This is a genomic window from Sphingomonas sp. GV3, assembly GCF_031082075.1.
GTDB lineage: Bacteria > Pseudomonadota > Alphaproteobacteria > Sphingomonadales > Sphingomonadaceae > Sphingomonas > Sphingomonas beigongshangi.
This window is the reverse complement of record NZ_JARWLE010000001.1, coordinates 3204855-3230126: the sequence shown is the minus strand read 5'-3', so window position 1 is coordinate 3230126 and position 25272 is coordinate 3204855. Positions and strand designations below refer to the sequence as shown.

Here is a 25272-nt window from a genome sequence, read left to right as displayed (position 1 = left end):
CAGCGCGTAAACGGAAACGCTGGAAACCTATCGTTTCCCTGCTACGCCTGTGCGCTGAGGGAGAAAGACGGATGCGGCTACCCGATCTTGAGGCCTGGGCGATCTTCGCGGCGGTGGTCGAGCATCGCTCGTTCAGCGGAGCGGCCGATGCGATCGGCCTCAGCAAGGCGACGGTGAGCAAGGCGATCACCCGTCTGGAGGCGCATATCGGCCAGTCGCTGTTCCACCGCACCTCGCGCCGGCTCGCGCTGACGGAGGCGGGCAAGCCGCTCGCCGACCATGCCGCGCGCATCCTCGCCGAAGCGCGCGCGGCGGAGGAGACGGCGCGCGACGCGGCAAGCGCGCCGACGGGGCGCGTCCGCCTCGCCGCGCCGATGAGCTTCGGCATCGGCAGCGTCGCACCGCTGATCGCCGAATTCCTTGCCCTGCATCCGGGGATCGAGATCGACCTCCATTGCTCCGACGCGCGGATCGACATCGTCGCGGAGGGATTCGACGTCGCGCTGCGCATCGCCGACCTGCCCGATTCGAGCCTGCGCGCGCGACGGCTGTGCGGCATCCGCATGCACATGATCGCCGCCCCCGCCTATCTCGCGCGGCACGGCGAGCCGAAGCATCCCGGCCAGCTCGGCGAGCACCGGCTGCTCGGCTATGCCAACGTCCCCGGCCCGTGGCGCTTCCGCGGTCCGGGCGGCGCGGAGGTGTCGGTCAAGCCAGAAGGCCCACTCGTCGCCAATTCCGGCGAGGCGCTGGTCCCGGCGCTGGTCGCGGGGCTCGGCATCGCGCGGCTGCCGGGGTTCATCATCGGGGCACACCTAGCGGCGGGCGACGTGGTCGAAATCCTCGCCGACTGGGCGCCGCCGCCGGTCGGCCTCCACCTCCTCACCCCGCCAAGCCCGCTGCGCCCCGCGCGGGTCGAGGCGCTGATCACCTTCCTCGGCGCGCGGCTGCGGGACCCGTGTGAAAACAGTTGAAATGAACCGAACAAACTCCTGCGATGATCGTCAATTTTTCAATTTATCAAATTCTTTCTCTTTCATACCTTTATTCTGGATGCTTGCTCATTCAAATGCGAACTGGTATGTTTCTCATTGTGATTCATATTGACCGCGCGCCGAAAACAAAAAGAATTATCCCTGTTTACCTGATAATTAGGGCCTATACAGTTGCGAGATGACCTATCTCATCTTACGCCAGAGCAGCGTGCCGCATACGAGGAGGCGCGCGCCCGAGTCTTGGCGGCCCTGAGCTACGAGCGTATTACCGTGCCGGGCGTGGACGCGATGGACGCCTGGAAAGAATTGAAAGGATCGGGCCGCGGCTGGCCGGTAATCGTCGGTAGTGACGACGATCTGGACCGGATCGCCGACCAATTCTCCATGGGAGATCCCCTAGCGTCGGGGGTGATCGTGCCGGACCAGCATTCCCGCTCGCCGCAGGACATCCTCTCGGCCGCAGCCAATCTGACGTTTCCGATCGATTTGAGTAAATGGTCCGAAGCGTTTCCGGCGGACGAACTGAATGCGCCCGTTGGCCTTTGGCCGCCTGAAGCGGGGGGAGGGTCACTCGGTCCCAGCGTCGTATTTGACCACCTCCGAAACACTTTTCACCCGCATGTGCACATCCTTCTCATCCCCACCGAACGCGGGTGGGAAGTGCCCGCATTCCTGAGATGGGGCGACTGGAACGCCTGCCCTCCCCCGGAATATCATGTCGCCGCCTTACGATCGTGGCACCAGCATTTTGCCGCAGAACTTGTCGGCATCAGCGGCGATACGATTGACGTGCGGATTGGACGTCGGCCTGACACGCGAGCCGAAGCGATGGACCTTGCCCGCCAACATTACCAATACTGTCCCGACACGATCGACCAAGGCTTTGAGACTATCTCCGCTCTAGCAGCTGATCTGATGAACTCTGACTGGTGGTTTTTCTGGTGGGATTAACGTCCCACGGGACGAATAAAAAGAAGATAGAGCACAAACGGATATGCTGAGAGGGCGGCAGCGATCGCCAGCATCTTTCGGGACAGCATCGCGACATTGATGAATGCGCAGATCGCCGCACCCGCCGCGGAAAGCGGCGCGGCTATCAGCGCCAGACAAAGCAGCCAAGGCGTAAAATGCTCCGTCGCGCCGGGCGCGTCGAAGGCGAACAGGGCGACGAAGGGCAATAGCTTGCACTGATACGCCAGCCAGATTGCCCCGATCAGGATCAGCGTTGATCCCAGAGCAGTCATGACATGCAATCGGATCATGTTGGAAAGCCTGGCCAACAAGAAGGGGCATAGCATCTGAGACATAAACGCCGCTTCCGCAACCATCCCACCAATCCGGGGAGCAAAACCACTCGTCGCTCATTGAGCACGCCATGCCGATCCGTCCCGCCGCCGCATGAACCGACTCGCTCCCGACGAGGCCGATGCGCGCTTCATGCGCCGGGTGCTCTATGTGCTGGTCATCGTCGGCATCGCCGCCGCGCTGCTCAAGGCGGGCAATCTGCTCATCCTCGCCTTCGGCTCGATGCTCGGCGCGATCGCGATCCACGCCATCGCCGACCTGTGGCGCGACCATGTCCGCGTGCCGGAGCGCGCCGCGCTGCCAATGGGCATGGCGACCGCGCTCGGTATCGTCGTCTTCCTCGCCTGGCTGTTCGGCGTGCAGTTCCGCGAGCAGGTCAACGTCCTCGTCACGCGCCTGCCCGGCCTGCTCGACCAGCTCGCCGCCTGGGCATCGCAAAGCCCGGTCGGCGCGAAGATCGTCGACGCCGTGCGCCAGGCCTATGCCGGATCGCAGGCGGCGCGCGACGTCGGCGGGCTCGTCACCGGGGCGGGCGAACTGCTGCTCAATTGCATCCTGCTGCTCGTCGGCGCGCTGTTCTTCGCAGCCGACCCCGGCATCTACCAGCGCGGCTTCCTGTTCCTGATGCCGCCGTCGAAGCGACCCGCGATAGAGGACGCGCTGTTTGACGTCGGCTCGACGCTGCGGCTGTGGCTGCGCTCGTCGCTGATCCTGATGACCACCATGGGCGTGCTGATCGGCGTCGGCCTGTGGATTTCGGGCGTGCCGTCCGCCGCCGCGCTCGGCCTGCTCGCCGGCCTCAGCGAATTCATCCCCTATGTCGGCCCGACGGCGGCGATGGTCCCCGCGCTCGGCCTCGCCGCGACGCAGGGCAACGGGCCGCTGATCGGCGCGCTCGTTACCTATGCCGTGGTGCGCCTGATCCAGACCAACTTCATCACACCCTATGTCCAGGCGCGCGTCGTCTCGATCCCGCCGGCGATCACCGTCTTCGCGATCATCGGCATCGGCGTGATCTTCGGCATCTTCGGGCTGTTCTTTTCCGCCGCGCTGCTCGTCGTCATCTTTACGCTGGTGCGCAGCCTGTACCTGAGGGAGGTGCTGGGAGAGGACATTCCCCGCAGCCGCCACCAGACCTTGCTCGGCCCGGACCTCTCGCCGGTCGACCCGGACGGGGGCGAGTCGCCGCGCGAATCGCGGTAATCGCGGGATTAATTCGCTTTAATCGCAAATTAACCTTTGTCCTTCAGATGTCGTTTGGTTAATGAATCCGGGCCGTCCGGGCACGCCAGGGAGTGCCCGTCCGCGCCAACAGGGGACGACGCGATGCGGGTGCTGCTGATCGAGGACGAGCCGACCACGGCCAAGGCCATCGAGCTTATGCTCGGGACCGAAGGCTTCAACGTCTACACGACCGACTTGGGCGAAGAGGGCTTGGACCTCGGCAAGCTCTACGACTACGACATCATCCTGCTCGACCTCAACCTGCCGGACATGCACGGCTATGACGTGCTGAAGAAGCTGCGCGTCGCCCGCGTGTCGACGCCGGTGCTGATCCTGTCGGGCATCAGCGAGATGGACAGCAAGGTGCGCAGCTTCGGCTTCGGCGCGGACGATTATGTCACCAAGCCGTTCCACCGCGAAGAGCTGATCGCGCGCATCCACGCGGTCGTCCGCCGGTCCAAGGGTCATTCGCAGTCGGTGATCCGCACCGGCAAGCTCGCCGTGAACCTCGACGCCAAGACCGTGGAGGTCGACGGCGCTCGCGTGCACCTGACGGGCAAGGAATATGCGATGCTCGAGCTGCTTTCCTTGCGCAAGGGCACTACGCTGACCAAGGAAATGTTCCTCAACCATCTCTATGGCGGCATGGACGAGCCCGAGCTGAAGATCATCGACGTCTTCATCTGCAAGCTGCGCAAGAAGCTCAGCGTCGCCTGCGACGGCGAGAATTACATCGAAACCGTCTGGGGCCGCGGTTATGTGCTGCGCGAGCCGGAAGAGATCGTCGCGGTCGCCTGAACACGAACCGGTGGGTGCCCCGGTCCGGATCAACCGGACCAGAAGACCCGTGATATCCACACGCTGCTGACCGGCTGTCCGGCAGCGTCCAGCGCGGGCTTAAAACGGCCTCGTTTGCGAAACAGGTCGCAGGTCAGCGCCTGATACTGGGCATTACCTCCTGCGCGCAGGATGTGGCATCCAACGATCGTACCCGCGATATCGATGTCCAGTCGCACCTGTACGCCGGCGTTTTGCTCCTCGTTCGTAAGCACGTTGGGCATATCGCTGGCTTTAAACCATTCGCCGGGATTGCCGACCGGCCTTGGTCGTTGCGACAGCCCGCGCAGAACGGCAGGATCGTAGCCCCATACCCGAACCTGGGCGTCCATACATGCATGCAGTGCCGCGAACGGGCGCTCGAGCGGGTCGAGCGCGATCGTGATCGTTTGCTGTTTATGGGTCATGGTCAGGAGCGTCGGCCGCCCAGCTTTCGCATCGGCAGCGATCGCATCGGCAAACGCCGCAGTGTCTTCGACATAGACGATCGACGTTGCCGGCGTGGTGCCGGGCAGGACCCATGCCATCGCGCTTTGCTGGCTGGATGCGGAGTCGATCGTCACGTCGAAGGGGACCTTGCCGGTCCGCGCTGAAGGAGACGCCATCATGGCCGGCCACAAAACGGTCAATTCCGGTGGCGTGTCGGGGTAGGGACCATTCAGCGCGAACTGTACCGTCGCCTGCACATCCCCGCGCGCAAAAGAGCGCACCAGCCTGCATTCGTCGATGCCGTAATCCACCGACCATTTCCCGATCGGCTGCAGCGCGGTTGCGCCGGCGCCCCGCACCGCCTGCGCCGAGCCGGCGCTCGCGCAGGACGCCAGCATGACGAACAGCGGGACGACAAGGCGACGCATTGCACTACCCTCGGCCAGTCAGGAACGGCGGTGATATCGCCCCCTTTCGCTCCCCGTGTCGATACCTTGGTTGCGTTATTGGATCACCGGCGCTCCCAGACCTTCTGTCCGCCGATCCACGTCTCCAGCACCTTTGTCGCGCGCAGTTCCGTGGGGCTGGCGTTCAGCGGATCGCGGTCGACGATGACGAAATCGGCCTTCTGCCCCGGCTCCAGCGAGCCGAATTGTTTCTCCGCGAATCCGGCATAGGCCGCGCCGCCGGTATAGGCCCACCAGGCCTGTTCGCGCGTCACCGCCTCCTGCGGCTGCCAGCCGCCGAACGGCTGGCCGTCCGGCCCCTGCCGCGTCATCGCCGCGGCCCAGCCCGCCCAGGGATCAGGCCGTTCGACCGGATAGTCGGAGCCAAAGGCGAGATGCGCACCGTTCTTGAGCATCGACGCCCAGGCATAGGCCCCCGTCAGCCGTTGCGCGCCGAGCCGCGCCTCCGCCATCAGCCTGTCGCTCGTCTCGTGGACCGGCTGCATCGAGGCGACGATGCCGTTGCGGCCGAAGCGTGGCAGATCGGCGGGATCGACGATCTGCGCATGCTCGATCCGCCAACGCCGGTCGCCCTTGTAGGTATCCGACAGTTCCTCGATCGCGCCCAGGACCTGTGCATTCGCCCTGTCTCCGATCGCGTGGACGGCGATCTGGTAATTGTCCATCGCCGCGCGGCTCATCAGGTTGCGGATCAGCGTGTCGGACATGAAGCCCGCCCCCGACTGGCCCGGCGCGTCGGCGTAGGGTGCCTTCAGCCACGCCCCGCGCGATCCCAATGCGCCATCGGCGTAGAGCTTGACGCCGACCAGGCGCAGACGGTCGCCGTAGAGCCACGGACTAGGCCCCGTCCCACCGATCTGGATCGCCGTGTCGACGCCCATGCCATAGCTCATGATTCGCACGCGCAGGTCACCGCGATCGGCGATCCGGCGATAGGTGAGCCAGTCGTCCAGGCTGGTGCCCATGTCAGCCGTCGCGGTGACGCCATAGGAGAGCAGGATGTCCTGTGCCCGGATGAAGGCCGCGTTGCGGTCCTTGCCGAGCGGCTGCGGCACGACCTTGCGCACCAGGTCCATGGCGGCGTCGACGAACACACCCGACGGGCGGCCTCCCGCCTTCTCGATCCGGCCGCCCGCAGGCGTCGCGGTAGCGGCGGTGACCCCCGCCGCCTTCATCGCCGCGCTGTTCGCCCAGGCGGCATGGCCATCCGCACGCTCAAGCCATACGGGCAGGTCGCCCGTCACCGCATCCAGCTCCGCCGCGGTGGGAAAGCGACCGAGCCCCCAGGTCTCCTGATTCCAGCCGCCGCCCAGGATCCAGCGCCGCTCAGGGTTCGCCTTGATATAGGCGGCGATCTTCGCCTGCGCCTCGGCCAGACTCTTCGTGTCCGACAGATCGAGTTCGAGCGCCCGGAAGCCGAGTTCCATGACATGACCGTGCGCGTCGATCATGCCCGGCACGATCGTCCGCCCCTTCAGGTCCGCGCGCCAGTCGTAGCGCGGCCCCGGATTTTTGCGTGTCGGCTCCGGCGCCTTCTCCCCCACGGGGATGAGCCGCACGACACGGCCCTGGCCGTCGATCACCATCGCGCGGAAGCGGACGACGCGCTGATTCGAATCGAGTGTCACCCCGCTGACATTATCGATCAGCGCATCCGCTTGGGCGGCGCAGGGCGCCAAGACGGCTGCCGAGGCCGCGAGCAGGGCATGGACGGTGCGTTTTGCCATTGGTCCGCCATATGGCGGGGACGACGGATTGGCGAGAGTCCAGATAGGCTTGCGTGCCACGTCGGCGCACGCCCTCGCCCAGATCCGTACCGCCGCCCCGGCTTTCGGACGGCGACGGCCGCCGCGGCGGTTCCCCCGGGTCGCCTAATCGTATAGCTGGACCCTATGGCTACCCTGAGCGTCGACGCCGCCGTCCTCCCCGTCTCCATCGATGATGTTCACGCGGCGCATGGCCGCATTCGCGATTCGATCGTCCGCACGCCGACGCTCGTCAGCCGGACACTGTCCCAGATGACCGGGGCGAAGGTATATCTGAAGTTCGAAAATCTGCAGTTCACCGCCGCGTACAAGGAGCGCGGCGCGCTCAATACGCTGCTGCAGCTGTCCGACGCGGCGCGGGCCAAGGGCGTGATCGCGGCATCAGCGGGCAATCATGCCCAGGGCGTCGCCTATCACGCCAACCGGCTCGGCATTCCCGCCACGATCGTCATGCCCCGCACCACCCCGACGGTGAAGGTCGTGCAGACGGAGGGGCATGGCGCCACCGTCGTGCTCGAAGGCGAGACGTTCGACGCCGCCTATGCGCATGCCCGCGTGCTGGAGGCGGAGCGCGGCTTCACCTTCGTCCACCCGTTCGACGATCCCCGCGTCATCGCCGGCCAGGGAACCGTCGCGCTCGAGATGTTTGAGGACGTGCCGGAACTCGACACGCTGCTGACGCCGATCGGCGGCGGCGGGCTCATCTCCGGCATGGCGACGGTCGCGCGGGCGCAGCCGCATGACGTCGAGGTGATCGGCGTGCAGGCCGAACTGTTCCCCTCCATGTACAATCGCATCCGTGGCACGCATTTGCCATGTGCAGGCGACACGCTGGCGGAAGGAATCGCGGTCAAGGAGCCCGGCGGCATCACCGCGGCGATGGTGGCCGCGCTGGTCGACGACATCGTGCTCGTCGCCGAACGCAATCTGGAGGAAGCGGTCAGCCTGCTGCTGCAGATCGAGAAGACGGTTGTCGAGGGTGCGGGCGCCGCGGGGCTCGCCGCGCTGCTCGCCTATCCCGAACGGTTCGCCGGGCGGTGCGTCGGGATCGTGCTGTGCGGCGGCAATATCGACACGCGGCTTCTCGCCAACGTGCTGCTCCGCGACCTCGCCCGGTCCGGCCGCCTTGCCCGCCTGCGCATCCGGCTGCAGGATCAACCCGGCGCGCTCTATCACGTCGCGCGCATCTTCGACGCGCAGCGCGTCAACATCATCGAGGTCTATCACCAGCGCATCTTCACGTCGCTGCCCGCGAAGGGGCTGATCACCGACATCGAATGCGAGGCGCGCGATCGCGACCATCTGAGCCGGCTGATCGCCGCGCTGCGCGAGGGCGGCTACGAGACGAGCCTCGTCGAGCAGGCCTGAAGGCCGCCGCTTTCGGGCCCCGATCCGCCCGCGACGAGAAAGGGGCGCCGCGACCTTTGCCGCGACGCCCCTTCCCGCTATGCAATGCCGATCAGTTGCTGTCGGAGTTGCTGTCGTTGACGACCGCCACGACGCCGATCGCGACGACGCCCGCAGCGATGATCGCGGCGAGCACGCCGCCACCGCCGCCGAGCTTGCTCTTGCCGGCGGTCGGCGCACTGGCGCGGACCGACGGGGAAATCGACAGCGACGCCGCCGGGTTCGCGGGCGCCGCGAAAGCGGGCGCAGACGCAAGGAGCGACAGAGCGGCGACGGAACCCGTTAGAAACTTGCTCATGAATACACCTCTACAAAACCCTGGACCGGGTAAACCAGATCAATGACAGAAAGGTTCCCCTGTCGCGCGCTGTTTTTGCTGCGATGCGCAAGAGAATGCTTCAGAACGGATTAACCCATTTTTATGGTAAAGGCGCTTTCCACTAGGTGTCGGGTTATACATATACGCTATCGGGCGGGTCGGGCCGTTCCGACACTTTCTCGGATGGGAGCTGACCGGCGGTGACCGCGCCATTTCGTTTTCCGCGCTTTTTCGTCACCAGCCCTGCACCCTGTCCGTACCTGCCGGGCAGGCAGGAGCGCAAGGTTTTCACCGAACTGACCGGCCCCCATGCCGCGGAGTTGAACGACGCGCTCGGCCGCATCGGCTTCCGTCGGTCGCAGGGGGTCGCCTATCGCCCGTCTTGTGCCAATTGCGCAGCCTGTCTTTCGGTCCGCGTCGTCACACAGCAGTTCGAGCCGAACAGCACGCAGCGCAAGCTGCTCAAGCGTCATGCCGGCCTGACCGTCACTGCCTGTCGTCCCTGGGCCACGGACGAGCAGTTCCAGCTGCTGCGGCGCTATCTCTCGGCACGCCACCCTGGCGGGGGCATGGCGGGGATGGACGAGGACGATTATGCCGACATGGTCGAACACTCGCCCGTCAATTCGCTCGTGATCGAATATCGGCTGCCGGCGGCGGACGGCGGTCGCGGGCAGCTGGTGGGCGCATGCCTGACCGACCAGCAGGCGGACGGTCTTTCGATGATCTACAGCTTCTTCGATGCCGGCGACGATGCGCCGGCGGGGCTGGGCAATTTCATCATCATGGATCACATCCTGCGCGCACGCGACGCCGGGCTGCCCTATGTCTATCTCGGCTATTGGGTGAAGGGCTCGCAACGCATGGCGTACAAGACGCGCTATCGCCCGATCGAGGTGCTTGGCCCCACCGGCTGGCGATTGATGGAAGACGGGCCGGATCAGGCGGCGGGCTGACCGCTCAGATCGGGTCGCTCTCCGCCTCGATCACGACGCCGTCCGCCGTGACCTCGCGCTCGGGCGCGCCGCGGCCGAAATGGACCCGCACGCCGCCGCTCGTCAGCATCGACGGGCGCGGGGTCGCGGTCGTGTTGGCAGAGGCGGTCATCCTCCCACGATGAACGGTGACCCCCGTGTCGTCGGACGCATCGCGGTAGAAGGCTGCGGTGGCCGCGCCCGGCGTCGCCGCCAGGCGCGGCGCGGCGATGCCGGGCTCGACACCGGCATAGTCCGCTCGGAAGCTCAGGGCCCGCTCCATCGCGCCGCGCCATCGGTAGAAGATATGCGCTCCGACCGAACCGATCCGCGTCAGGCTGCCTGCCCACCAGGGCAGCACGTAATTGGCATGGTAGAAGGTCGCCGAACCGACCGGCGCATAGACCTGGCCGGACAAGGCGGCGGCTGCGACCTGCGCGGCGCGCGCCCAGGCGAGCGGATCGCGGCGGTAATTCATCGATCCATCGCAGGTGAAGGAGAACTGGCATCCCGTGCGCCGCTGCGAGCCCTGGTAGACCACGCCGCAGACGCTGTGCGGAAAGGCACGGTCGCGCACGCGGTTGAGCACGACCTGCGCCACCGCCCGTTGCCCGTCGATCGGTTCCGAGCGCGCCTCGTAATAGACGGCTGCGGTCAGACAGTCCGCGGCGCGGCGGGCATCCTCCTCGCTGCGGGCGCTTGCCAGGAACCCCGGCGCCGCCTGCACGAAGGCGGGGGCGGCATCGTCCGACGGGTCGAGACCCAGCGCGCGCGGCAGATTCGCGGTCGCCGACGCGTCGAGCGCGAGATCGCGGAGCAACTGGCGCGGGCTGGCCGGCGGCACCGCCTGCGCCACCGTGACCCGCTTCGCCGTGGGCGGCACGCACGACGATGCGGCGAGCAATGTCAGGCCCAGCAGCGACTGGCCGAGGATCGAGATACGGAAACGCCCCACGATGCGCGGGGCTAAGCCATCGCCCTTGCGATACGGTTAATTGCTTTTGGGCCGGCCCTATCCCCTCGCCTACGGCCGCAGCGGGGGACGGCCGGTCTCAACGAAGCGCGGCGAGCATCCCCGGCGTCAGCACCTGCGGCAGAACCTGCGGCGTGGCCGCGCCGGGCGCGTAATAGAGGTACAGCGGCACCCCCGCGCGATTGTGCGCCTGGATGAACCGGCCGAGCACGGGATCGCCATCGGTCCAATCGCCGACGAGGACCTGCACCTTGTTGCGGGCAAACGCTGCGCGCGTCGCCTGGGTGTCGATCGCGGCACGCTCGTTGACCTTGCACGTCAGGCACCAGTCAGCCGTGAAATAGGCGAACACCGGCTTGCCCTCTCGCCGCAGTTGCGCAAGCTTTGCTTCGCTGAACGCCGTGCCGCCGGTCTCGGCATGGACCGTGGCATTGCCCGTCACGACCAGCGCAAGTACCAGGGGTGCCCCGATGGCTGCGAACGCCAGTGGCAGACCGAAGCCCTCGCCGCGATGCTGCCGCCGCCCGCCCGCGACGAGGACGATCGCGACCAGCACGGCCGCCGCGATCCCGACGCCGAGCCCGAGCCAACCCGCCTGCCGCCACAGAAGCCACAGCAACGCCGCCGTCGTCAGCAGCATCGGTATCGCGAGGACGCGACGCAGCCGCTCCATCCACGCACCCGGTCGCGGCAGGAAGCGGCGCAGAGCGGGTACGAACCCGATGGCCAGGAACGGCAGCGCGAGCCCGAGCCCCAGGCCGGCGAACACCGCAAGCGCCGCCGGCCACGGCAGCACGAGCGCCGCGCCGAGCGCTGCCCCCATGAACGGCCCGGTACAGGGCGTGGCGACGAAGGCGGCCAGCGCGCCCGTGGCAACCGATCCGAGCGCACCCCCGTGCGTCGCGAATTGCGGCGCGGGCACTTCGAACCGGCCCAGCAGGTTGAGGCCGATCGCAAAGGTCAGCGCGACGAGCAGCACGATGACGCGGGGGTCCTGCAGCTGGAAGGCCCAGCCGATCGCCGACCCGCCCGCCCGCAGCGCGAGGATCACGCCGCCCAGCGCGACGCAGGTCAGCACCGCGCCCAGCGTATAACCGAGCGCGTCGACGCGCGCCGTCCGCTCGTCGGCGCCGCCGCGCGCGAGGTGCAATGCCTTCAGGCTGAGGATCGGAAAGACGCAAGGCATGACGTTGAGGATCAGGCCGCCCAGCAGCGCACCGGCAAACGCCGCGAGCACGGCCGCCAAGCCACCGCTCGCCGCAGCATCCTGGCCGGACGTCGCCGCGACCGTTCCCGGCGCCACCCGTACCGACAGGCCGAGATCGCGGCCGATGCGGAGTACGCCCTCGATCCGCCCGCTCGGTGCGCCCTGCGTCGCGATCACCAGCCGGTCACCGTCGCGCGTCACCGTCTGCGGCGCGGCATATTTCAGGCTGCCCGGCGTGCCGGCGAAGAAGTACGCATGATCGACCTTCGCGGTGGCCGGCAGCGGCACCGCGATCGTCACCCTGTCGCCCTCGACCTGGTAGGTCGCCGCGGCGTCCAGCGGCTTCGGGATCGCCGCCCGCCAGCGATCGAACGCAGCACCATTGGCCGGTGCCCCGTCGCCGACCGTCAATTCGACCGCAAGATCCTGCTGCTCGGGCACGCAGATCGTGTCCGTGCAGACGAGATAGCTGGTGTGCAGCCGGATCGGCAGCTTCGTGCCCGCCGCCAGGCCTGCCGGCACGTGCACCGCGACCAGCGGCGCATAGGGCGTGTCGTAGACGAAATTCATCAGCCCGGCGACGACAAGCGTCGTCGGCACCGGCCATTGCGGTGCGTCGACCGACGCGCCCTTCGGCAGCGTCCAGTCGAAGCTGGGGGGGAAACCCGCATCCCCCGGATTGCGCCAATAGCCGTGCCAGCCCTTCGCCGGCCGCGTATCGAGCGCCAGCGTCACCACCTGGCCGGCGCGTGGCGCGTCGCTGTCCGCGACCAGCGACATCGCCAGATGCGGCGCCCCGCCCGCTGGCGGGAGGCTGTCCGCCGCCGCCGGCGCGAGGCCCAGTCCAAGCCAGATCGCCGCCTGTGCGATCAGCGTCATCACGGCGCCACACAGTGCGCGCATTGCGGTCGTTGCCCGTCCCATTGATTGCGACCATAGCGGACTCGACGATCCAGTATAAGGTTATCTTCGCGATGAAGGCCATGTTCGCCGCCGTCCTGTTCTCGACCGCCGCAACCCTGCTTCCGCTCGCCCCTGCCGCCGCGCAGCAGGCATCGCCCCCGCCGACGGTGACAGCGCCGCCCCCGCCCGCCGTTGCGCCGACGCCGATCACGCCGCTGTTTCCGCGTACACCGCCCAAGCTGATCGTCGCGATTTCCGTGGATCAATTCTCCGCCGACCTGTTCCAGCAATATCGCAATCACTTCACCGGCGGCTTCGCCCGTCTTCTGACCGGCGCGGTCTTTCCGTCCGGCTATCAAAGCCATGCCGCGACGGAGACATGCCCTGGCCACTCGACGATCCTGACCGGCATGCGACCGGCGCATACCGGCATTGTCGCGAACAACTGGATCAACCAGTCCGCGCCACGCGCCGACAAGATCGTCTATTGCGCCGAGGACGAAAGCGTCGCGGGCATGAACCACGACACCTACACCGTCTCGGACACGCATCTGAAGGTGCCGACGCTGGGCGAGATGATGAAGGCGGCGGATCCCCGCACGCGCGTCGTCTCGGTCGCGGGCAAGGATCGTGCCGCGGTGATGATGGGCGGCCACAAGGTCGACGAATTGTGGTGGTGGGACGGCAAGACCTACACCAGCTATGCGGGCCGCGCGGTGCCGCGCGCGGTACAGCGCGGACGCGACGCGGTCGCCGCGATGATCGCGCGGCCGCAGGCGGCGCTGCCGCTGCCGGGCTTCTGCAAGCCGCTCGATCGCCCGATCACCGTCGCCGGCCGCGCTTACGGCCAGGGGCGCTTCGAACGCGCGGCGGGCGATCTGAAGGCGTTCCGCGCCTCCCCCGCAAGCGACGCGGCGGTCTTTGCGATCGCTGCCGGGCTCATCCAGGACATGGGACTGGGCAAGGGGCCGCAGACCGACATCATCGACATCGGCGCGTCGGCGACCGACTATATCGGCCATTCGCTCGGCACCCAGGGCACCGAGATGTGCATCCAGATGGACCAGCTGGACCAGACGATCGGCAGCTTCCTGGATGCCCTGGACAGCTTCGGGATCGATTACGAGGTGATGCTGACCGCCGATCACGGCGCGCATGACATGACCGAGCGGCAGCAGCAGCGCGCGATGCCGATGGAGGAGCATGTCTCCGCGGATGCCTCGATCAAGACCGTGGATGCGGCGATCGTCAAGGCATTGGGCCTCAAGGGTCCCGCGCTGCTCGGCGCGGAGGGCGACGTCTACGTCGACCGCGATCTGCCGCCCGCGACACGCGCGCGCGTGCTTGCCGAGGCGCAGCGTCGCTTCGCCGCCCTGCCACAGGTCGCCGCCGCGCTCACGCGCGCGCAGATCGCCGCGACGCCTCTTGCCACCACCCCGCCGGAAACCTGGACGCTCGCCGAGCGGGCCCGCGCGTCCTTCGACCCGGATCGCTCCGGCGACCTGCTCGTCCTGCTCAAGCCGCGCGTCACCACGATCGAGACGCCCGCCACCGGTTATGTCGAGACTCACGGCAGCCCATGGGATTACGATCGGCGCGTGCCCATCCTGTTCTGGCGCCGCGGCATGACCGGCTTCGAACAGCCGCTTTCGGTGGAGACCGTCGACATCGCGCCGACGCTTGCGGCGACGATTGCCCTGCCCGTCCATGGCCTCGACGGCCGCTGCCTCGACCTCGATCCGGGCGCGACCTCGATCTGTCCGAACGAGCCGCGATAGGCGTTACCGCGCGTCCGGCATGGTCTCGCTCGGCCATATCCTGACCAAGGCGCCCGAGCCCCTGCGCAGCATTCCGGCCGCCGTCGCGATCCACGACGTGTCGCCAGCGTGGCGGGGCGCGCAGGGTGCGTGCTCCTGCGCCGCTTCCTTGTCGGTGGATCAGCCCCTAGAACGATGCGATGCGCGCCCTGCCCTTCGCCTGTTTGCTGCTCCTAACCGCCTGCGACCGCAGCCAGCCCGTGCCCGAACCGCGCGATGACGGCGCGCGCCAGGCGGCGGAGGCGGCCGAGCAGAAGGCGATCGACGGCATCGAGACGGACGTCCGCATCAAGACGCTGCAAAATCAGGTCGACCAACTTCAGGCGGAGGTGTCAGACCTGAAGGACGGCAAGCAGGCGCTCGATACCAAGCTTCTCGAACAGCGGCTCGCCACGCTGGAGGCGCGGACTTATGGCGGCGACGCGCCGCAGTCAGTCTCGCAGGCGCAGCCGGCGCCGCAGGCGAAGGCGACGCCGAAGGCGTCCTTGACGCTGAAGTTGCCGCCGCCGGAGAAGTGATGCGGCATCCGCCGCCGGCTGGCAGCTTCGCGGCTTACCGCGTCTCGAACGGCCGGATCCCCGCGCCCAGCCGATTGGCGCCGATCGCGAGGCGCTGGTGCGTGAAATCCGCGACGAATGCGGGATTGCCGGGCGCACCGGGCGCCATGCGCGCGTCATTGCCCTCGATGGCGAGGCCCGTCGCCGGGTAGGTCCGCGCTTCCGCCGCGACGACGATCAGCGCGGACGCATTCTCCTTGTTGCGCCCCTGTACGAAGATGTTGCGCGCGATCGTGCCCGTGCCGCCTTCGGACAGGTCGATCATGTAATTGGTCTTCCGCCCCCCCGTGTCGTCGAAGCTGTTGTCGCTGATCGCGACGTGCGGCACGCGCAGCTTGACGTAATGGCCGCCCGTGCCCCGCTCGAACCGTGAATGCGTCACCGTCACGCTGCCGCGATTGGCGAGATAGATGGCGTGCGAGCAATTGACCGTCTGGTCGCACTGGCCGAGGCCGGAAAAGGTGGAGCGGTCGATGACGATCCGCTGCCCCGTCGGCTCGCCACCCAGGATGCCCTCCTGACTGTCCAGGAACATGGCATTGGTGACGGTCAGGTCGCCCATCTCGGTCCGGATGCCCGCGCCATTGCCGTCGCTGACGCTGTAATTGCGAAAGACGAGGCCATCGACCACCGATCCCTGCCCGCGCAGCACCAGCGCGGCCTTGTCCTCGCACGCCTGGCGCTCGAAGATCGCGGTGCCCGGCTGCATCGCCTTGAACGTGATGCGGCCGCCCTGCTGCACCGCGCATTGCCGGTAGACTCCGGGCCGGATCAGGATCGTCCCCGTCCCCATCCGGATCGACGACACCGCGTCCTGGAGGTTGGTGAACGTCTGTCCGGTTTCCGCGATCGTGAAGGGCGCGGCAGGGCCTGCCGGGGCGGCGTCGGCACCGATCGCGGGGGCAGCGCAGGCGATGAGGGTGAGCAGGGCGGCACGCATCGGACAACTCCTTTGCACTGTTCCTGCCCGGTGCCGGAGCGGGCGGAAAGCCGCATTCGCGGTTAACGCACCCCGCCATCGCCGAGGGAGCGGAAAGGCAGGGCGGACCGTCCTCTATCGGGACATCGCCGCCACGGGATTGCACCTGCCCTGACCGACGCGATAAGCGGCCTTTCGGGGTAGACGGGGGAGTGATTTGCGATGCCTATGGCGCCGACGGAGGTGTTCCTCCTCGCCATCCTGATCATCTTCACGGGGCCCTATCTCGTCTGGCGGCTGGGGCGGACCGATTACTGGGCGCCCTTGGTCGTGGTGCAGATCGTCGGCGGCATCCTGCTCGGCCCCGGCATCCTGGGCGCGCTCTTCCCCAGTTATTATGCATTCGTCTTCGGCGCGCCGACGCTGGGCGCGCTCAACGGTATCGCCTGGTGGTCGGTGATGCTGTTCGTCTGGGTCGCCGGACTGGAACTCGACGTCGGCGAGGCGTGGAAGCGGCGACGCGAGACGGGCGTCACGGCGGGCCTGGCCCTCGGCGTCCCCCTGATCGCGGGCAGCCTCGCCGCGCTCGTCATGCTGCGCTTTCCCGGATGGCGCGGGCCCGAGGGCGCGCAATGGCAGGTGGTGCTCGGCATCGGCATGGCCTGCGCGGTCACCGCGCTGCCGATCCTCGTCTTGTTCATGGAGAAACTGGCGATCCTGCGCGCGCCCCTAGGCCAGCGGGTCCTGCGCTACGCCAGCCTCGACGATATCGCGATCTGGGGCGTGCTGGCGCTCATCCTGCTCGACTGGCAGCGTGTCGGGCGGCAGGGCGGCTTCCTGCTCGGCTTCGCGCTTGCCACCTGGGCGATCCGCCGGCTGTTGCGCGCGATTCCGGAGAACGACCGCTGGTACGTCGGGCTGATCTGGCTGGCGGCCTGCGGCTTCACCGCCGATTGGGCGGGACTGCACTTCATGGTCGGCGCGTTTCTCGCCGGTGCGGTCCTTGACGCGCGCTGGTTTGGAGAGGCGCGGATGGACCGGTTCCGCCAGACGATCCTGCTCGGCGTGATGCCTGTCTACTTCCTGTCGACCGGGCTCAAGACGCAATGGGGCGTGGGCGGACCAGCAGTGTTCGCTGCGGCGGCGCTGCTGCTCGTCGCCAGCGTCGGCGGCAAGCTGCTTGGCGTCGCCTTCGCCGGACGCGTCCTGCGCTGGCCAAAGGGCGATGCAAAGGCGATCGGCTGGCTGCTTCAGACCAAGGCGCTGATCATGATCATCTTCGTCAACATCCTGCTCGACAAGAAGATCATCACCAACGAGACGTTCACCGCGCTGCTGCTGATGGCGGTCGCGAGCACGATGCTGACCATCCCGATGGTCGCGCCGCTGCTGCGCCGCGATCCCGGCCTGGCCAAGCGGGGGTTCTAGCCCCCGCCCGCCCTCATCACTGGTCGGCCGGAAAATCCTTGTAGGCGTCGTTCGGCCACAGGAAATTGGTGTAGGTCAGCATCGTGTTGAACGACAGCGAGCGGACCTGGTGCCACCAGCCGACGGGGATGAACAATCCGTCGCCAGGCAGGATGTCGATCTCGTAGCAGACCGCCTGCCGAGCCGCCGGATATTGCGCCAGTTTCTCCTCGTCGAGGATGTCATGAACGTCGCTGAACACGTGCCGCGTGTTGGCGATCAGATGCGTCTCGCTGGGCGGGATCAGATGCAGTCGCTTGGCGCCGGTCACCTGCACGAGCAGATTGTTGGTCAGGTCGTGGTGGAGCGGCGTGAACGTGCCCTGCGGGCCTATCCACAGCATGCCCTCGGCCTCGTCGAGATAGGGTACCTGCCCCAGATCCGCCATCAGCGGCGCCAGCGCCGCCTTGTTGGCGGTGCTGTTATAGGCGGTGATATAGGCGTCGTTGCCTGTCTCCCCGCCGGTCACCGCGTCGATATAGGCGTCGAACGGCATGGTGCGGATGTGGCGATCCTTCGCCAGCTCGAAATCCGCCGCGCCATTGCGTCCCCCCTGATAGGTGATCTCCGCATGACCGACCTTCTCGGCAAGATATTCCGGCGTCCATTGCCCGACGGCGGGCCAGTTGGCGGCAAGCCCCTCGATCAGCACCGGCACGCCCGGCGCGTAGAACAGGTCGAGGAAGGTCTCGGCCGGTATCGTCGGCAGAATCGGGATGGCCGTCAGCCCGTCGGATAGCGCCGCCTGGCGCTTCTGCGTTCGCTCGCGCCACGCCTGACGCTGCGCGGCGACGGGATTGGGATCGGAAACGGCGGCGACGACCGCCTTCGCCTGTGTGGCCATGGGACATCGTCCTTTCTCGGGTGCGTTCTGGAATGCAGGCGGCCGCAGCTTCGCCTGATGGTCCGCCGCGCCGGGTTCACCGTTCGGGCAGACGCCGCGGTAATAGAGTTTCTGCCAGCGGTCGGACGGCGCTTCCGGCTGGGTGCGCGCGACATGCTCCTGAAAGGCATCGCGCGACGCGCTCCAGGCCATGAACGCCTCTTCCAACTCGGGCGCATCGGACAATGGCCGCATCCGGGCCTCGACCCGGTCGATCAACCCGCGCTCGACGGGGTAGAAGAAGCAGAAGGGCTCGTCCTCCTCGAACCGCACCCATTCGCCCGGCGCGGTGAAGCGCCAATTCATCGTGAAGGTATAGGGCGACCAGTCGGTCTCGATCACGCCGGTCAGCGGCGCGATACCGTGCTTGGCGGCATTGGGCGGGCCACCGACCCACAGATTGTAGCCTGGCGACGTGCGGATCAGCCCCTCGATGTGAAAGGTGATCGTGCCGCTGCCGAACAGCGAGACCGGGCGCTGGCTTTCGGGCACCTCACCCTCGACCTCGATCTCGACCGCATCGACGCCCTGGCCGCCGTTCCAGCGCGCGCGGAAGGCGCAGGGACTGCCGACTTCCCAGCCATGGGCGTTGGCGATCGCCAGCGGCAGGCAGCGATAGGCGAAGCTTTCAGGCGTCGCGTCCATCCATTCGCGCTTCGACCCGGCCGGACGGATCCGGGGGTGCCAGCTCGGATGAAGGTAGCAGGTCAATTCCATCGTCGTGCCCAGGCGCGCAGGCAGGATCCGGATGATCCCCCTCGCGTCCCGTCCTAGGCAGAGATGGTTAACAAAGCGGTACGCGGGTCGTCGTGCGCGACCCCTCCCCCCAAATCCGATCGCGCGATGCCGGAGGGAGCCCGCGCGACGTGTCGATCCGCCCCATGTCCTTGGGCTACAAGGGTGAAGCGGTGCCGGCCCTCACCCCCACCCGGCCGCCTATCCAGGATATGCTGTGGGCGGCCGGGTGAGCTTGAGGGCCGGCACCGCCCCGATCCAGCCTTGCTGGATCGCACCTTAGTCCAGGTTGGGGCGCAGCCAGCGCGTCGCCTGCGCAACGTCGACGCCACGCCGCGCCGCATAGTCCGACACCTGGTCCTCGCCGATCCGCGCCACGCCGAAATATTCCGCCTGCGCATGGCCGAAATAGAAGCCGCTGACCGCAGCCGTCGGCAGCATCGCAAAGCTTTCCGTCAGCTCGATGCCGACCTTCGCCTCGGCATCGAGCAGGTCGAACAAGGTCTGCTTGAGACTGTGCTCCGGACAGGCCGGATAGCCCGGCGCCGGACGGATGCCACGATATTGCTCGCGGATCAGCGCCTCGTTGGTCAGCTGCTCGCCTTGCGCATAGCCCCACAGATCGGTGCGGACATGCGCATGCAGCCGCTCGGCGAATGCCTCGGCGAGGCGGTCGGCGAGCGCCTTGAGCAGGATGTCGTTGTAATCGTCGTGCGACGCCTTGAACGTGGCGAGATGCGGCTCGATCCCGTGGATGCCGACCGCGAAGCCGCCGATCCAGTCCCCGGCCGGATCGATGAAATCGGCGAGGCACATGTTCGCGCGCCCTTCGCGCTTGGCGATCTGCTGGCGCAGGAAGGGAAGGCGCGCGCCTTCGTCCAGCACCACATCGTCCCCCTCGCGGCGGCACGGCCACAGCGCGGCGACACCCCTGGCGGTCAGCCACTTCTCCGCGACGATGCGATCGAGCATCGCCTGCGCATCGGCATAGAGCGAACGCGCGCTTTCGCCGACGATCGCATCGTCCAGGATTGCGGGGAAATTGCCCGCCAGTTCCCAAGCGCGGAAGAATGGCGTCCAGTCGATGTAGTGCCGCAGGTCCTCGAGATTCCAGTCATCGAAGACGTGCACGCCCGGCCGGTTCGGCGCGGGCGCCTTCAGCATCATGTCAGCGACGAAACCCCGCCCCCGCGCCTCGGCGAGCGGCAGCAGGTCGTTCTGCCCCTTGCCCGCGCGCGCATCGCGCACCTTCTGATATTCCGCCGCGATGTCGGCGACATAGGGGTCGCGCTGCGTGTCGGAAACCAAAGTCGTCGCGACGCCGACCGCGCGGCTCGCGTCGAGCACATGCACCACCGGCCCGTCATAAGCTGGCGCGATGCGCAGCGCGGTATGCACCTTCGATGTCGTCGCCCCGCCGATCAGGAGCGGCATGCGCATCTCGGCGCGCTGCATTTCCTCGGCGACCGTCACCATCTCGTCGAGCGAGGGAGTAATCAGACCCGACAGGCCGATCATGTCGGCATCGTTCTCGTTCGCCGCCTCGATGATCTTCGCCCAGGGCACCATCACACCCAGGTCCACGACCTCGAAACCGTTGCACTGCAGGACGACGCCGACGATGTTCTTGCCGATATCGTGCACGTCGCCCTTGACCGTCGCCATGATGACGCGACCCTTGGCGCGCGACCCCGCCGCCTTCTCCGCCTCGATGAACGGCAGCAGATGCGCGACCGCCTTCTTCATCACCCGCGCGGACTTGACGACCTGGGGCAGGAACATCTTGCCGCTGCCGAACAGGTCGCCGACGACGTTCATGCCGTCCATCAACGGCCCCTCGATCACCTCGATCGGCCGGCCGCCCCTGGCGGCGATCGCGGCGCGCGCTTCCTCGGTGTCGTCGACGACATGGGCATCGATGCCCTTGACCAGCGCATATTCGAGCCGCTTCGTCACATCGAGCCCACGCCACTCGGCCGCCGCCTTTTCGGCCACCGCATCGGTGCCGCGGAACCGCTCGGCGAGCGCGACGAGCCGGTCCCCCGCCTCCGGATCGCGGTTGAGGATCACGTCCTCGCAGGCGATCCGCAGTTCCGGATCGATCGTATCGTAGACGTCGAGCTGGCCTGCGTTGACGATGCCCATGTCCATGCCGGCGGGAATGGCATGGTAGAGGAACACCGAGTGCATCGCGCGGCGCACCGGTTCGTTGCCGCGGAAGCTGAACGACAGGTTCGACAACCCGCCGGAGATATGGACGTGCGGGCAGCGCGCCTTGATCTCGCGACACGCCTCGATGAAGTCGACGCCGTAGTTGTTGTGCTCCTCGATTCCCGTCGCGACCGCGAAGACGTTGGGGTCGAAGATGATGTCCTCCGGCGGGAAGCCGATCGTCATCAACAGCTTGTAGGCGCGCTCGCAGATCTCGACCTTGCGCGCCTTGGTATCGGCCTGCCCGACTTCGTCGAACGCCATGACGACCACCGCCGCGCCATAGGCCATGCACAGCCGCGCCTGTTCGAGGAACTGCGCCTCGCCCTCCTTCATGCTGATCGAGTTGACGATCGGCTTGCCCGACACGCATTTGAGCCCGGCCTCGATCACGCTCCACTTCGAGCTGTCGATCATGATCGGCACGCGCGCGATGTCGGGCTCGGCGGCGATCAGCTTGAGGAAGGTCGTCATCGCATGGTGCGCGTCGAGCAGGCCTTCGTCCATATTGACGTCGACCACCTGCGCCCCATTCTCCACCTGCTGGCGCGCGACCTCGACCGCACGGGCATAGTCGCCCGCCATGATCATCTTCTTGAACGCCGCCGATCCGGTGACGTTGGTCCGCTCGCCGATGTTGACGAACTGGGTGGAGGAGCTGGTGGTCATCGCAACTTTCTTCCCCCCTCCCGCTTCCGGGAGGGGTCGGGGGTGGGCCTGTCTTGAGGTTGCGTCGCCAGGGGACAGGCCCACCCCCAGCCCCTCCCGCAAGCGGGAGGAGAGTGCTAGGCCGCCATCGTGAACGGCTCCAGGCCGGCGAGGCGCGTGCGGACCGGCGGGGTCGGGATGACGCGCGGTGCCACGCCCTTCACCCGCTCCGCGATCGCCGCGATATGCGCGGGCGTCGAGCCACAGCAGCCGCCGAGGACGTTCACCTGCCCCGCCCCCGCCCATTCGTAGACGAGCCCCGCCGTCGTGGCCGGTGCCTCGTCATAGGCGCCGAGTTCATTGGGAAGGCCGGCGTTGGGATAGACCATGATCAGCGTATCGCAGATTTCGCTGAGCGTCCGGACGTGCGGCCGCAGCTGTTCCGCGCCGAACGAGCAGTTCAGCCCGATCGTCAGCGGCTTCGCGTGCCGCACCGCATGCCAGAATGCCTCGACCGTATGGCCCGACAGGTTGCGCCCCGACAGGTCGGTCAGCGTCATCGAGAGCATGATCGGCACGTCGCGACCGCGATCCCGCCCCGCATCGAGGGCGGCCATGATCCCCGCCTTGGCGTTGAGCGTGTCGAACACCGTTTCGATCAGCACGAAATCCGCGCCGCCATCCAGCAGCGCGTCCGTCTGTTCGCGATAGACGCCCTTCAGATAATCGAAGTCGATCTCGCGAAACCCGGGATCGTTGACGTCGGGCGACAGCGACAGCGTCTTGTTGGTCGGGCCGATCGCACCCGCGACGAAGCGCGGGCGCCCGTCCCTCGCCTGGAACTCGTCCGCGATCGACCGCGCGAGCTTGGCGCTCTCGTAGTTGATCTCGCGCACCAGATGTTCGGCGCCGTAATCGGCCTGGCTGATGCTGTTCGCGGAAAAGGTATTGGTTTCGGCTATGTCCGCCCCCGCCTCGAAATAGGCCCGGTGGATGGCGGCGGGCACGTCCGGCTTGGTCAGCGCGAGGATGTCGTTGTTGCCCTTCTGGTCGTGACCGAGGCCCAGGTCGCCGGCATAATCGGCCTCAGAGAGCTTCCAGTTCTGGATCTCCGTGCCGAAGGCGCCATCGGTGATCAGGATGCGCTTGGCGGCTTCCGCCAGGAAGATGTCGCGTGTCGTCATTGTCTCATCCTTCAAGCCCCTCCCCTCGAGGGGAGAAGTTGGGGTGGGGCGCCAGCGCCTCACCGGGTCCGACATTTTTGCGGACGGGCCCTACCCCCTACCCCTCCCGGGAAGGAGAGGGGCCTGTTTCACGTCAAGCCGCCACCACCGCGGCCCGGTCCTTCGCCCGCACGCCCAGCAGGTGACAGATCGCGAAGGCGAGTTCCGCGCGGTTGAGCGTGTAAAAATGCAAGGCCTTGACCCCGCCCGCATAGAGCTTGCGACTGAGCTCCGCGGCGAGCGTCGCGGCGACCAGCTGCCGCGTCGCAGGATGGTCGTCGAGCCCTTCGAACAGACGGGCCATCCAGGCCGGCACGTCGGTCCCGCACATCGCGCTCATTCGCTGGACACTCGCGAAGTTCGCCACGGGCATGATCCCCGGAACGATCTCCGCATCGATGCCCGCCGCGGCCACGGCATCGCGATACCGGAAAAATGTTTCCGGCTCGAAGAAGAATTGCGTGATCGCACGCGTCGCGCCGGCATCGATCTTGCGTTTCAGATTGTCGAGGTCGGCGGCCGGGTTCGGCGAGTCCGGATGGCATTCGGGATAGGCCGCCACCGACACCTCGAACGGGTGCAGGCGCTTCAGTCCAGCGACCAGCGCGGCCGCATTCTCGTAGCCGCCCGGATGGCTCTGGAAGCGCGTGCCCGCCGCGGGCGGATCGCCACGCAGCGCGACGATGTGGCGGACGCCCGCCGCCCAATATTCGTTGGCGACCTGATCGATCTCCTCACGCGTCGCCTCGACGCAGGTCAGATGCGCGGCCGCCGCGAGACTCGTCTCGCGCTGGATGCGTGCCACCGTCGCATGCGTCCGCTCGCGCGTCGATCCGCCCGCGCCGTAGGTGACGGAGACGAAGCTCGGCTCGAGCGGCTCGAGCGTGCGGATCGCGTCCCACAATTGCGCGTCCATCTTGTCCGTCTTGGGCGGGAAGAACTCGAACGACACGTCCAGGTCGCCCGCCACGTCGGCATAGAGCGGCGCCTTGAGGGCGATCTGCGCTTCCTCGAGTTGGTTCACCGAAATCGTCATGCCACACCAACCCTTTTCCTAGGCACTTCACGCAGTCGCGCGCCGGGTCTCACGCCCAGCCACAAGGTGACCGTCAAATCGCCGCCTTCCAGCGTGCGAGTTTCCGCGAGGCCGAGCCCGGCCTTGCCGAACCAGCCCGCGATCTGCGCATCCGCGAACCCGAGCCGGGTGTGCGCGTCGCGCGTGCGCAGCTCCTCCCGGTCGTGGGGTGCGAAGTCGGCGATCAGCAGCCGCCCGCCCGGCCCCAGCACGCGCGCCGCCTCGGCGATCGCCGCCCCCGGCTGCTGTGCGAAGTGCAGGACGTGGTGCAGGATGGCAATATCCGCCGCGCCGTCGCCGAGGGGCAGCGCATAAAGGTCCGCCTGGCGCAATTCGGTGTTCGATCGGTCGTGCAGCTTCGCCCGCGCGAGCCGCAGCATTTCCGACGAACGGTCGATGCCCAATGCCGCGTCGGCCTGTCCCGCGAACAGCTCCAGCATGCGCCCGGTGCCCGTTCCGATATCGATCAGCTGGCCGATCGGTGCGGGACCGATCAGCGCCGCCATCGCCGCCTCGACCTGTTCCTCCGCCACATACAGCGAGCGGATCGCATCCCAATCGCCGGCATGTCCCTCGAACCACTGCGCCGCGCTCGCCGCGCGATCCGCACGCACCGCGGCAAGACGCGCGGCATCGGCCACCGCCCAGTGATCGGGCTGCTCGGCATGCCATTGGTCCAGCGCCGCGGCGACCGGCGCCGTGGAGGCCTGCCGCCCGAGGGCGACGAATACCCAGCTTCCCTCCTTGCGTCGCTCGGCAAGACCCGCGTCGCACAGGATCTTCACGTGCCGCGATACGCGCGGCTGGCTTTGGCCCAGCACCTGCGCCAGTTCCCCGACGGACAATTCCATCGACCGCAGCAGCGAGAAGATCCGCAGGCGGGTCGCGTCGGCAAGGGCGCGGAATATGTCGAGGGCTTGGCTCACGGGAT

General features: G+C 67.3%; 21 protein-coding genes. 9 read left to right on the top strand and 12 right to left on the bottom strand.

Features of this window, described 5'->3' with window-relative positions; all coding sequences use genetic code 11:
- Positions 1–71 precede the first annotated feature (71 nt).
- Entirely contained in the window at positions 72–974 is a 903-nt protein-coding gene (locus RF701_RS15215; RefSeq protein ID WP_308815462.1) for a LysR family transcriptional regulator, read from the top strand.
- Positions 975–1235: 261 nt separating this feature from the next.
- Complete coding sequence (locus RF701_RS15210; RefSeq protein WP_308815461.1) at positions 1236–1946, top strand: DUF4253 domain-containing protein; 711 nt, start codon at positions 1236–1238, stop codon at positions 1944–1946.
- Here RF701_RS15210 and RF701_RS15205 read toward each other — a convergent pair.
- Complete coding sequence (locus RF701_RS15205) at positions 1943–2257, bottom strand: hypothetical protein (RefSeq protein ID WP_308815460.1); 315 nt, start codon at positions 2255–2257, stop codon at positions 1943–1945. The genes RF701_RS15210 and RF701_RS15205 overlap by 4 nt on opposite strands.
- 136 nt (positions 2258–2393) lie before the next feature.
- Between RF701_RS15205 and RF701_RS15200 the strand changes: the two genes are divergently transcribed.
- Both RF701_RS15200 and ctrA read left to right on the top strand, forming a co-directional pair.
- Positions 2394–3503: an AI-2E family transporter gene (locus tag RF701_RS15200; RefSeq protein WP_308815459.1), complete on the top strand. Its 1110-nt coding sequence runs from the start codon at positions 2394–2396 to the stop codon at positions 3501–3503.
- Between the two features lie 123 nt (positions 3504–3626).
- Positions 3627–4322 carry a response regulator transcription factor CtrA gene (gene ctrA / locus RF701_RS15195; protein ID WP_203308362.1) on the top strand — a complete coding sequence of 232 codons (696 nt, stop codon included), beginning with the start codon at positions 3627–3629 and terminating at the stop codon, positions 4320–4322.
- Positions 4323–4351: 29 nt separating this feature from the next.
- Here the strand turns inward: ctrA and RF701_RS15190 are convergent, their stop codons facing one another.
- Together RF701_RS15190 and RF701_RS15185 are read right to left on the bottom strand one after the other, a co-directional pair.
- On the bottom strand, positions 4352–5218 hold the full coding sequence (locus tag RF701_RS15190) for a hypothetical protein (protein WP_308815458.1): 867 nt from the start codon (positions 5216–5218) through the stop codon (positions 4352–4354).
- 83 nt (positions 5219–5301) lie between these two features.
- A complete protein-coding gene (locus RF701_RS15185; RefSeq protein WP_308815457.1) occupies positions 5302–6984 on the bottom strand; it encodes an amidohydrolase in 1683 nt (560 codons plus the stop codon).
- A gap of 165 nt (positions 6985–7149) precedes the next feature.
- On the opposite strand from RF701_RS15185, the gene RF701_RS15180 reads away from it, so the two are divergent.
- A complete protein-coding gene (locus tag RF701_RS15180) occupies positions 7150–8391 on the top strand; it encodes a threonine ammonia-lyase (RefSeq protein ID WP_203308365.1) in 1242 nt (413 codons plus the stop codon).
- Positions 8392–8482: 91 nt separating this feature from the next.
- On the opposite strand, the gene RF701_RS15175 is transcribed toward RF701_RS15180, so the two are convergent.
- Complete coding sequence (locus RF701_RS15175; RefSeq protein ID WP_308815456.1) at positions 8483–8728, bottom strand: hypothetical protein; 246 nt, start codon at positions 8726–8728, stop codon at positions 8483–8485.
- 221 nt (positions 8729–8949) lie between these two features.
- Between RF701_RS15175 and RF701_RS15170 the strand changes: the two genes are divergently transcribed.
- Positions 8950–9705 carry an arginyltransferase gene (locus RF701_RS15170; RefSeq protein ID WP_203308367.1) on the top strand — a complete coding sequence of 252 codons (756 nt, stop codon included), beginning with the start codon at positions 8950–8952 and terminating at the stop codon, positions 9703–9705.
- 4 nt (positions 9706–9709) lie between these two features.
- Here the strand turns inward: RF701_RS15170 and RF701_RS15165 are convergent, their stop codons facing one another.
- Together RF701_RS15165 and RF701_RS15160 are read right to left on the bottom strand one after the other, a co-directional pair.
- Positions 9710–10678 carry a cell wall hydrolase gene (locus RF701_RS15165; protein WP_308815455.1) on the bottom strand — a complete coding sequence of 323 codons (969 nt, stop codon included), beginning with the start codon at positions 10676–10678 and terminating at the stop codon, positions 9710–9712.
- Positions 10679–10775: 97 nt separating this feature from the next.
- Positions 10776–12782, bottom strand: a complete 2007-nt coding sequence (locus tag RF701_RS15160; RefSeq protein ID WP_308815454.1) for a protein-disulfide reductase DsbD domain-containing protein — start codon at positions 12780–12782, stop codon at positions 10776–10778.
- A gap of 95 nt (positions 12783–12877) precedes the next feature.
- Between RF701_RS15160 and RF701_RS15155 the strand changes: the two genes are divergently transcribed.
- The gene (locus RF701_RS15155; RefSeq protein WP_308815453.1) at positions 12878–14584 is read left to right on the top strand and encodes an alkaline phosphatase family protein; all 1707 of its coding nucleotides are present in this window, start codon (positions 12878–12880) and stop codon (positions 14582–14584) included.
- A gap of 179 nt (positions 14585–14763) precedes the next feature.
- Positions 14764–15141: a hypothetical protein gene (locus tag RF701_RS15150; protein ID WP_210356831.1), complete on the top strand. Its 378-nt coding sequence runs from the start codon at positions 14764–14766 to the stop codon at positions 15139–15141.
- Between the two features lie 34 nt (positions 15142–15175).
- On the opposite strand, the gene RF701_RS15145 is transcribed toward RF701_RS15150, so the two are convergent.
- The gene (locus tag RF701_RS15145; protein ID WP_210356832.1) at positions 15176–16120 is read right to left on the bottom strand and encodes a right-handed parallel beta-helix repeat-containing protein; all 945 of its coding nucleotides are present in this window, start codon (positions 16118–16120) and stop codon (positions 15176–15178) included.
- 207 nt (positions 16121–16327) lie between these two features.
- Here RF701_RS15145 and RF701_RS15140 point away from each other — a divergent pair, with 207 nt between their 5' ends.
- A complete protein-coding gene (locus RF701_RS15140) occupies positions 16328–17527 on the top strand; it encodes a cation:proton antiporter (RefSeq protein WP_308815685.1) in 1200 nt (399 codons plus the stop codon).
- Between the two features lie 16 nt (positions 17528–17543).
- On the opposite strand, the gene RF701_RS15135 is transcribed toward RF701_RS15140, so the two are convergent.
- The 5 genes from RF701_RS15135 to RF701_RS15115 form a co-directional block, all read right to left on the bottom strand.
- Positions 17544–19166, bottom strand: coding sequence for a DUF6065 family protein (locus RF701_RS15135; protein WP_308815452.1), 1623 nt, complete (start codon positions 19164–19166; stop codon positions 17544–17546).
- Positions 19167–19463: 297 nt separating this feature from the next.
- Positions 19464–22064: a methionine synthase gene (gene metH / locus RF701_RS15130; protein WP_308815451.1), complete on the bottom strand. Its 2601-nt coding sequence runs from the start codon at positions 22062–22064 to the stop codon at positions 19464–19466.
- A gap of 116 nt (positions 22065–22180) precedes the next feature.
- On the bottom strand, positions 22181–23227 hold the full coding sequence (locus RF701_RS15125) for a homocysteine S-methyltransferase family protein (protein ID WP_287980401.1): 1047 nt from the start codon (positions 23225–23227) through the stop codon (positions 22181–22183).
- A 133-nt stretch (positions 23228–23360) separates the two neighbouring features.
- Entirely contained in the window at positions 23361–24302 is a 942-nt protein-coding gene (gene metF, locus RF701_RS15120; RefSeq protein ID WP_308815450.1) for a methylenetetrahydrofolate reductase [NAD(P)H], read from the bottom strand.
- Positions 24299–25267 (bottom strand): metalloregulator ArsR/SmtB family transcription factor, encoded by a 969-nt coding sequence (locus tag RF701_RS15115; RefSeq protein WP_308815449.1) that lies wholly within the window; start codon positions 25265–25267, stop codon positions 24299–24301. Before RF701_RS15115 ends, metF begins: the two co-directional genes overlap by 4 nt.
- Between the last annotated feature and the right edge of the window lie 5 nt (positions 25268–25272).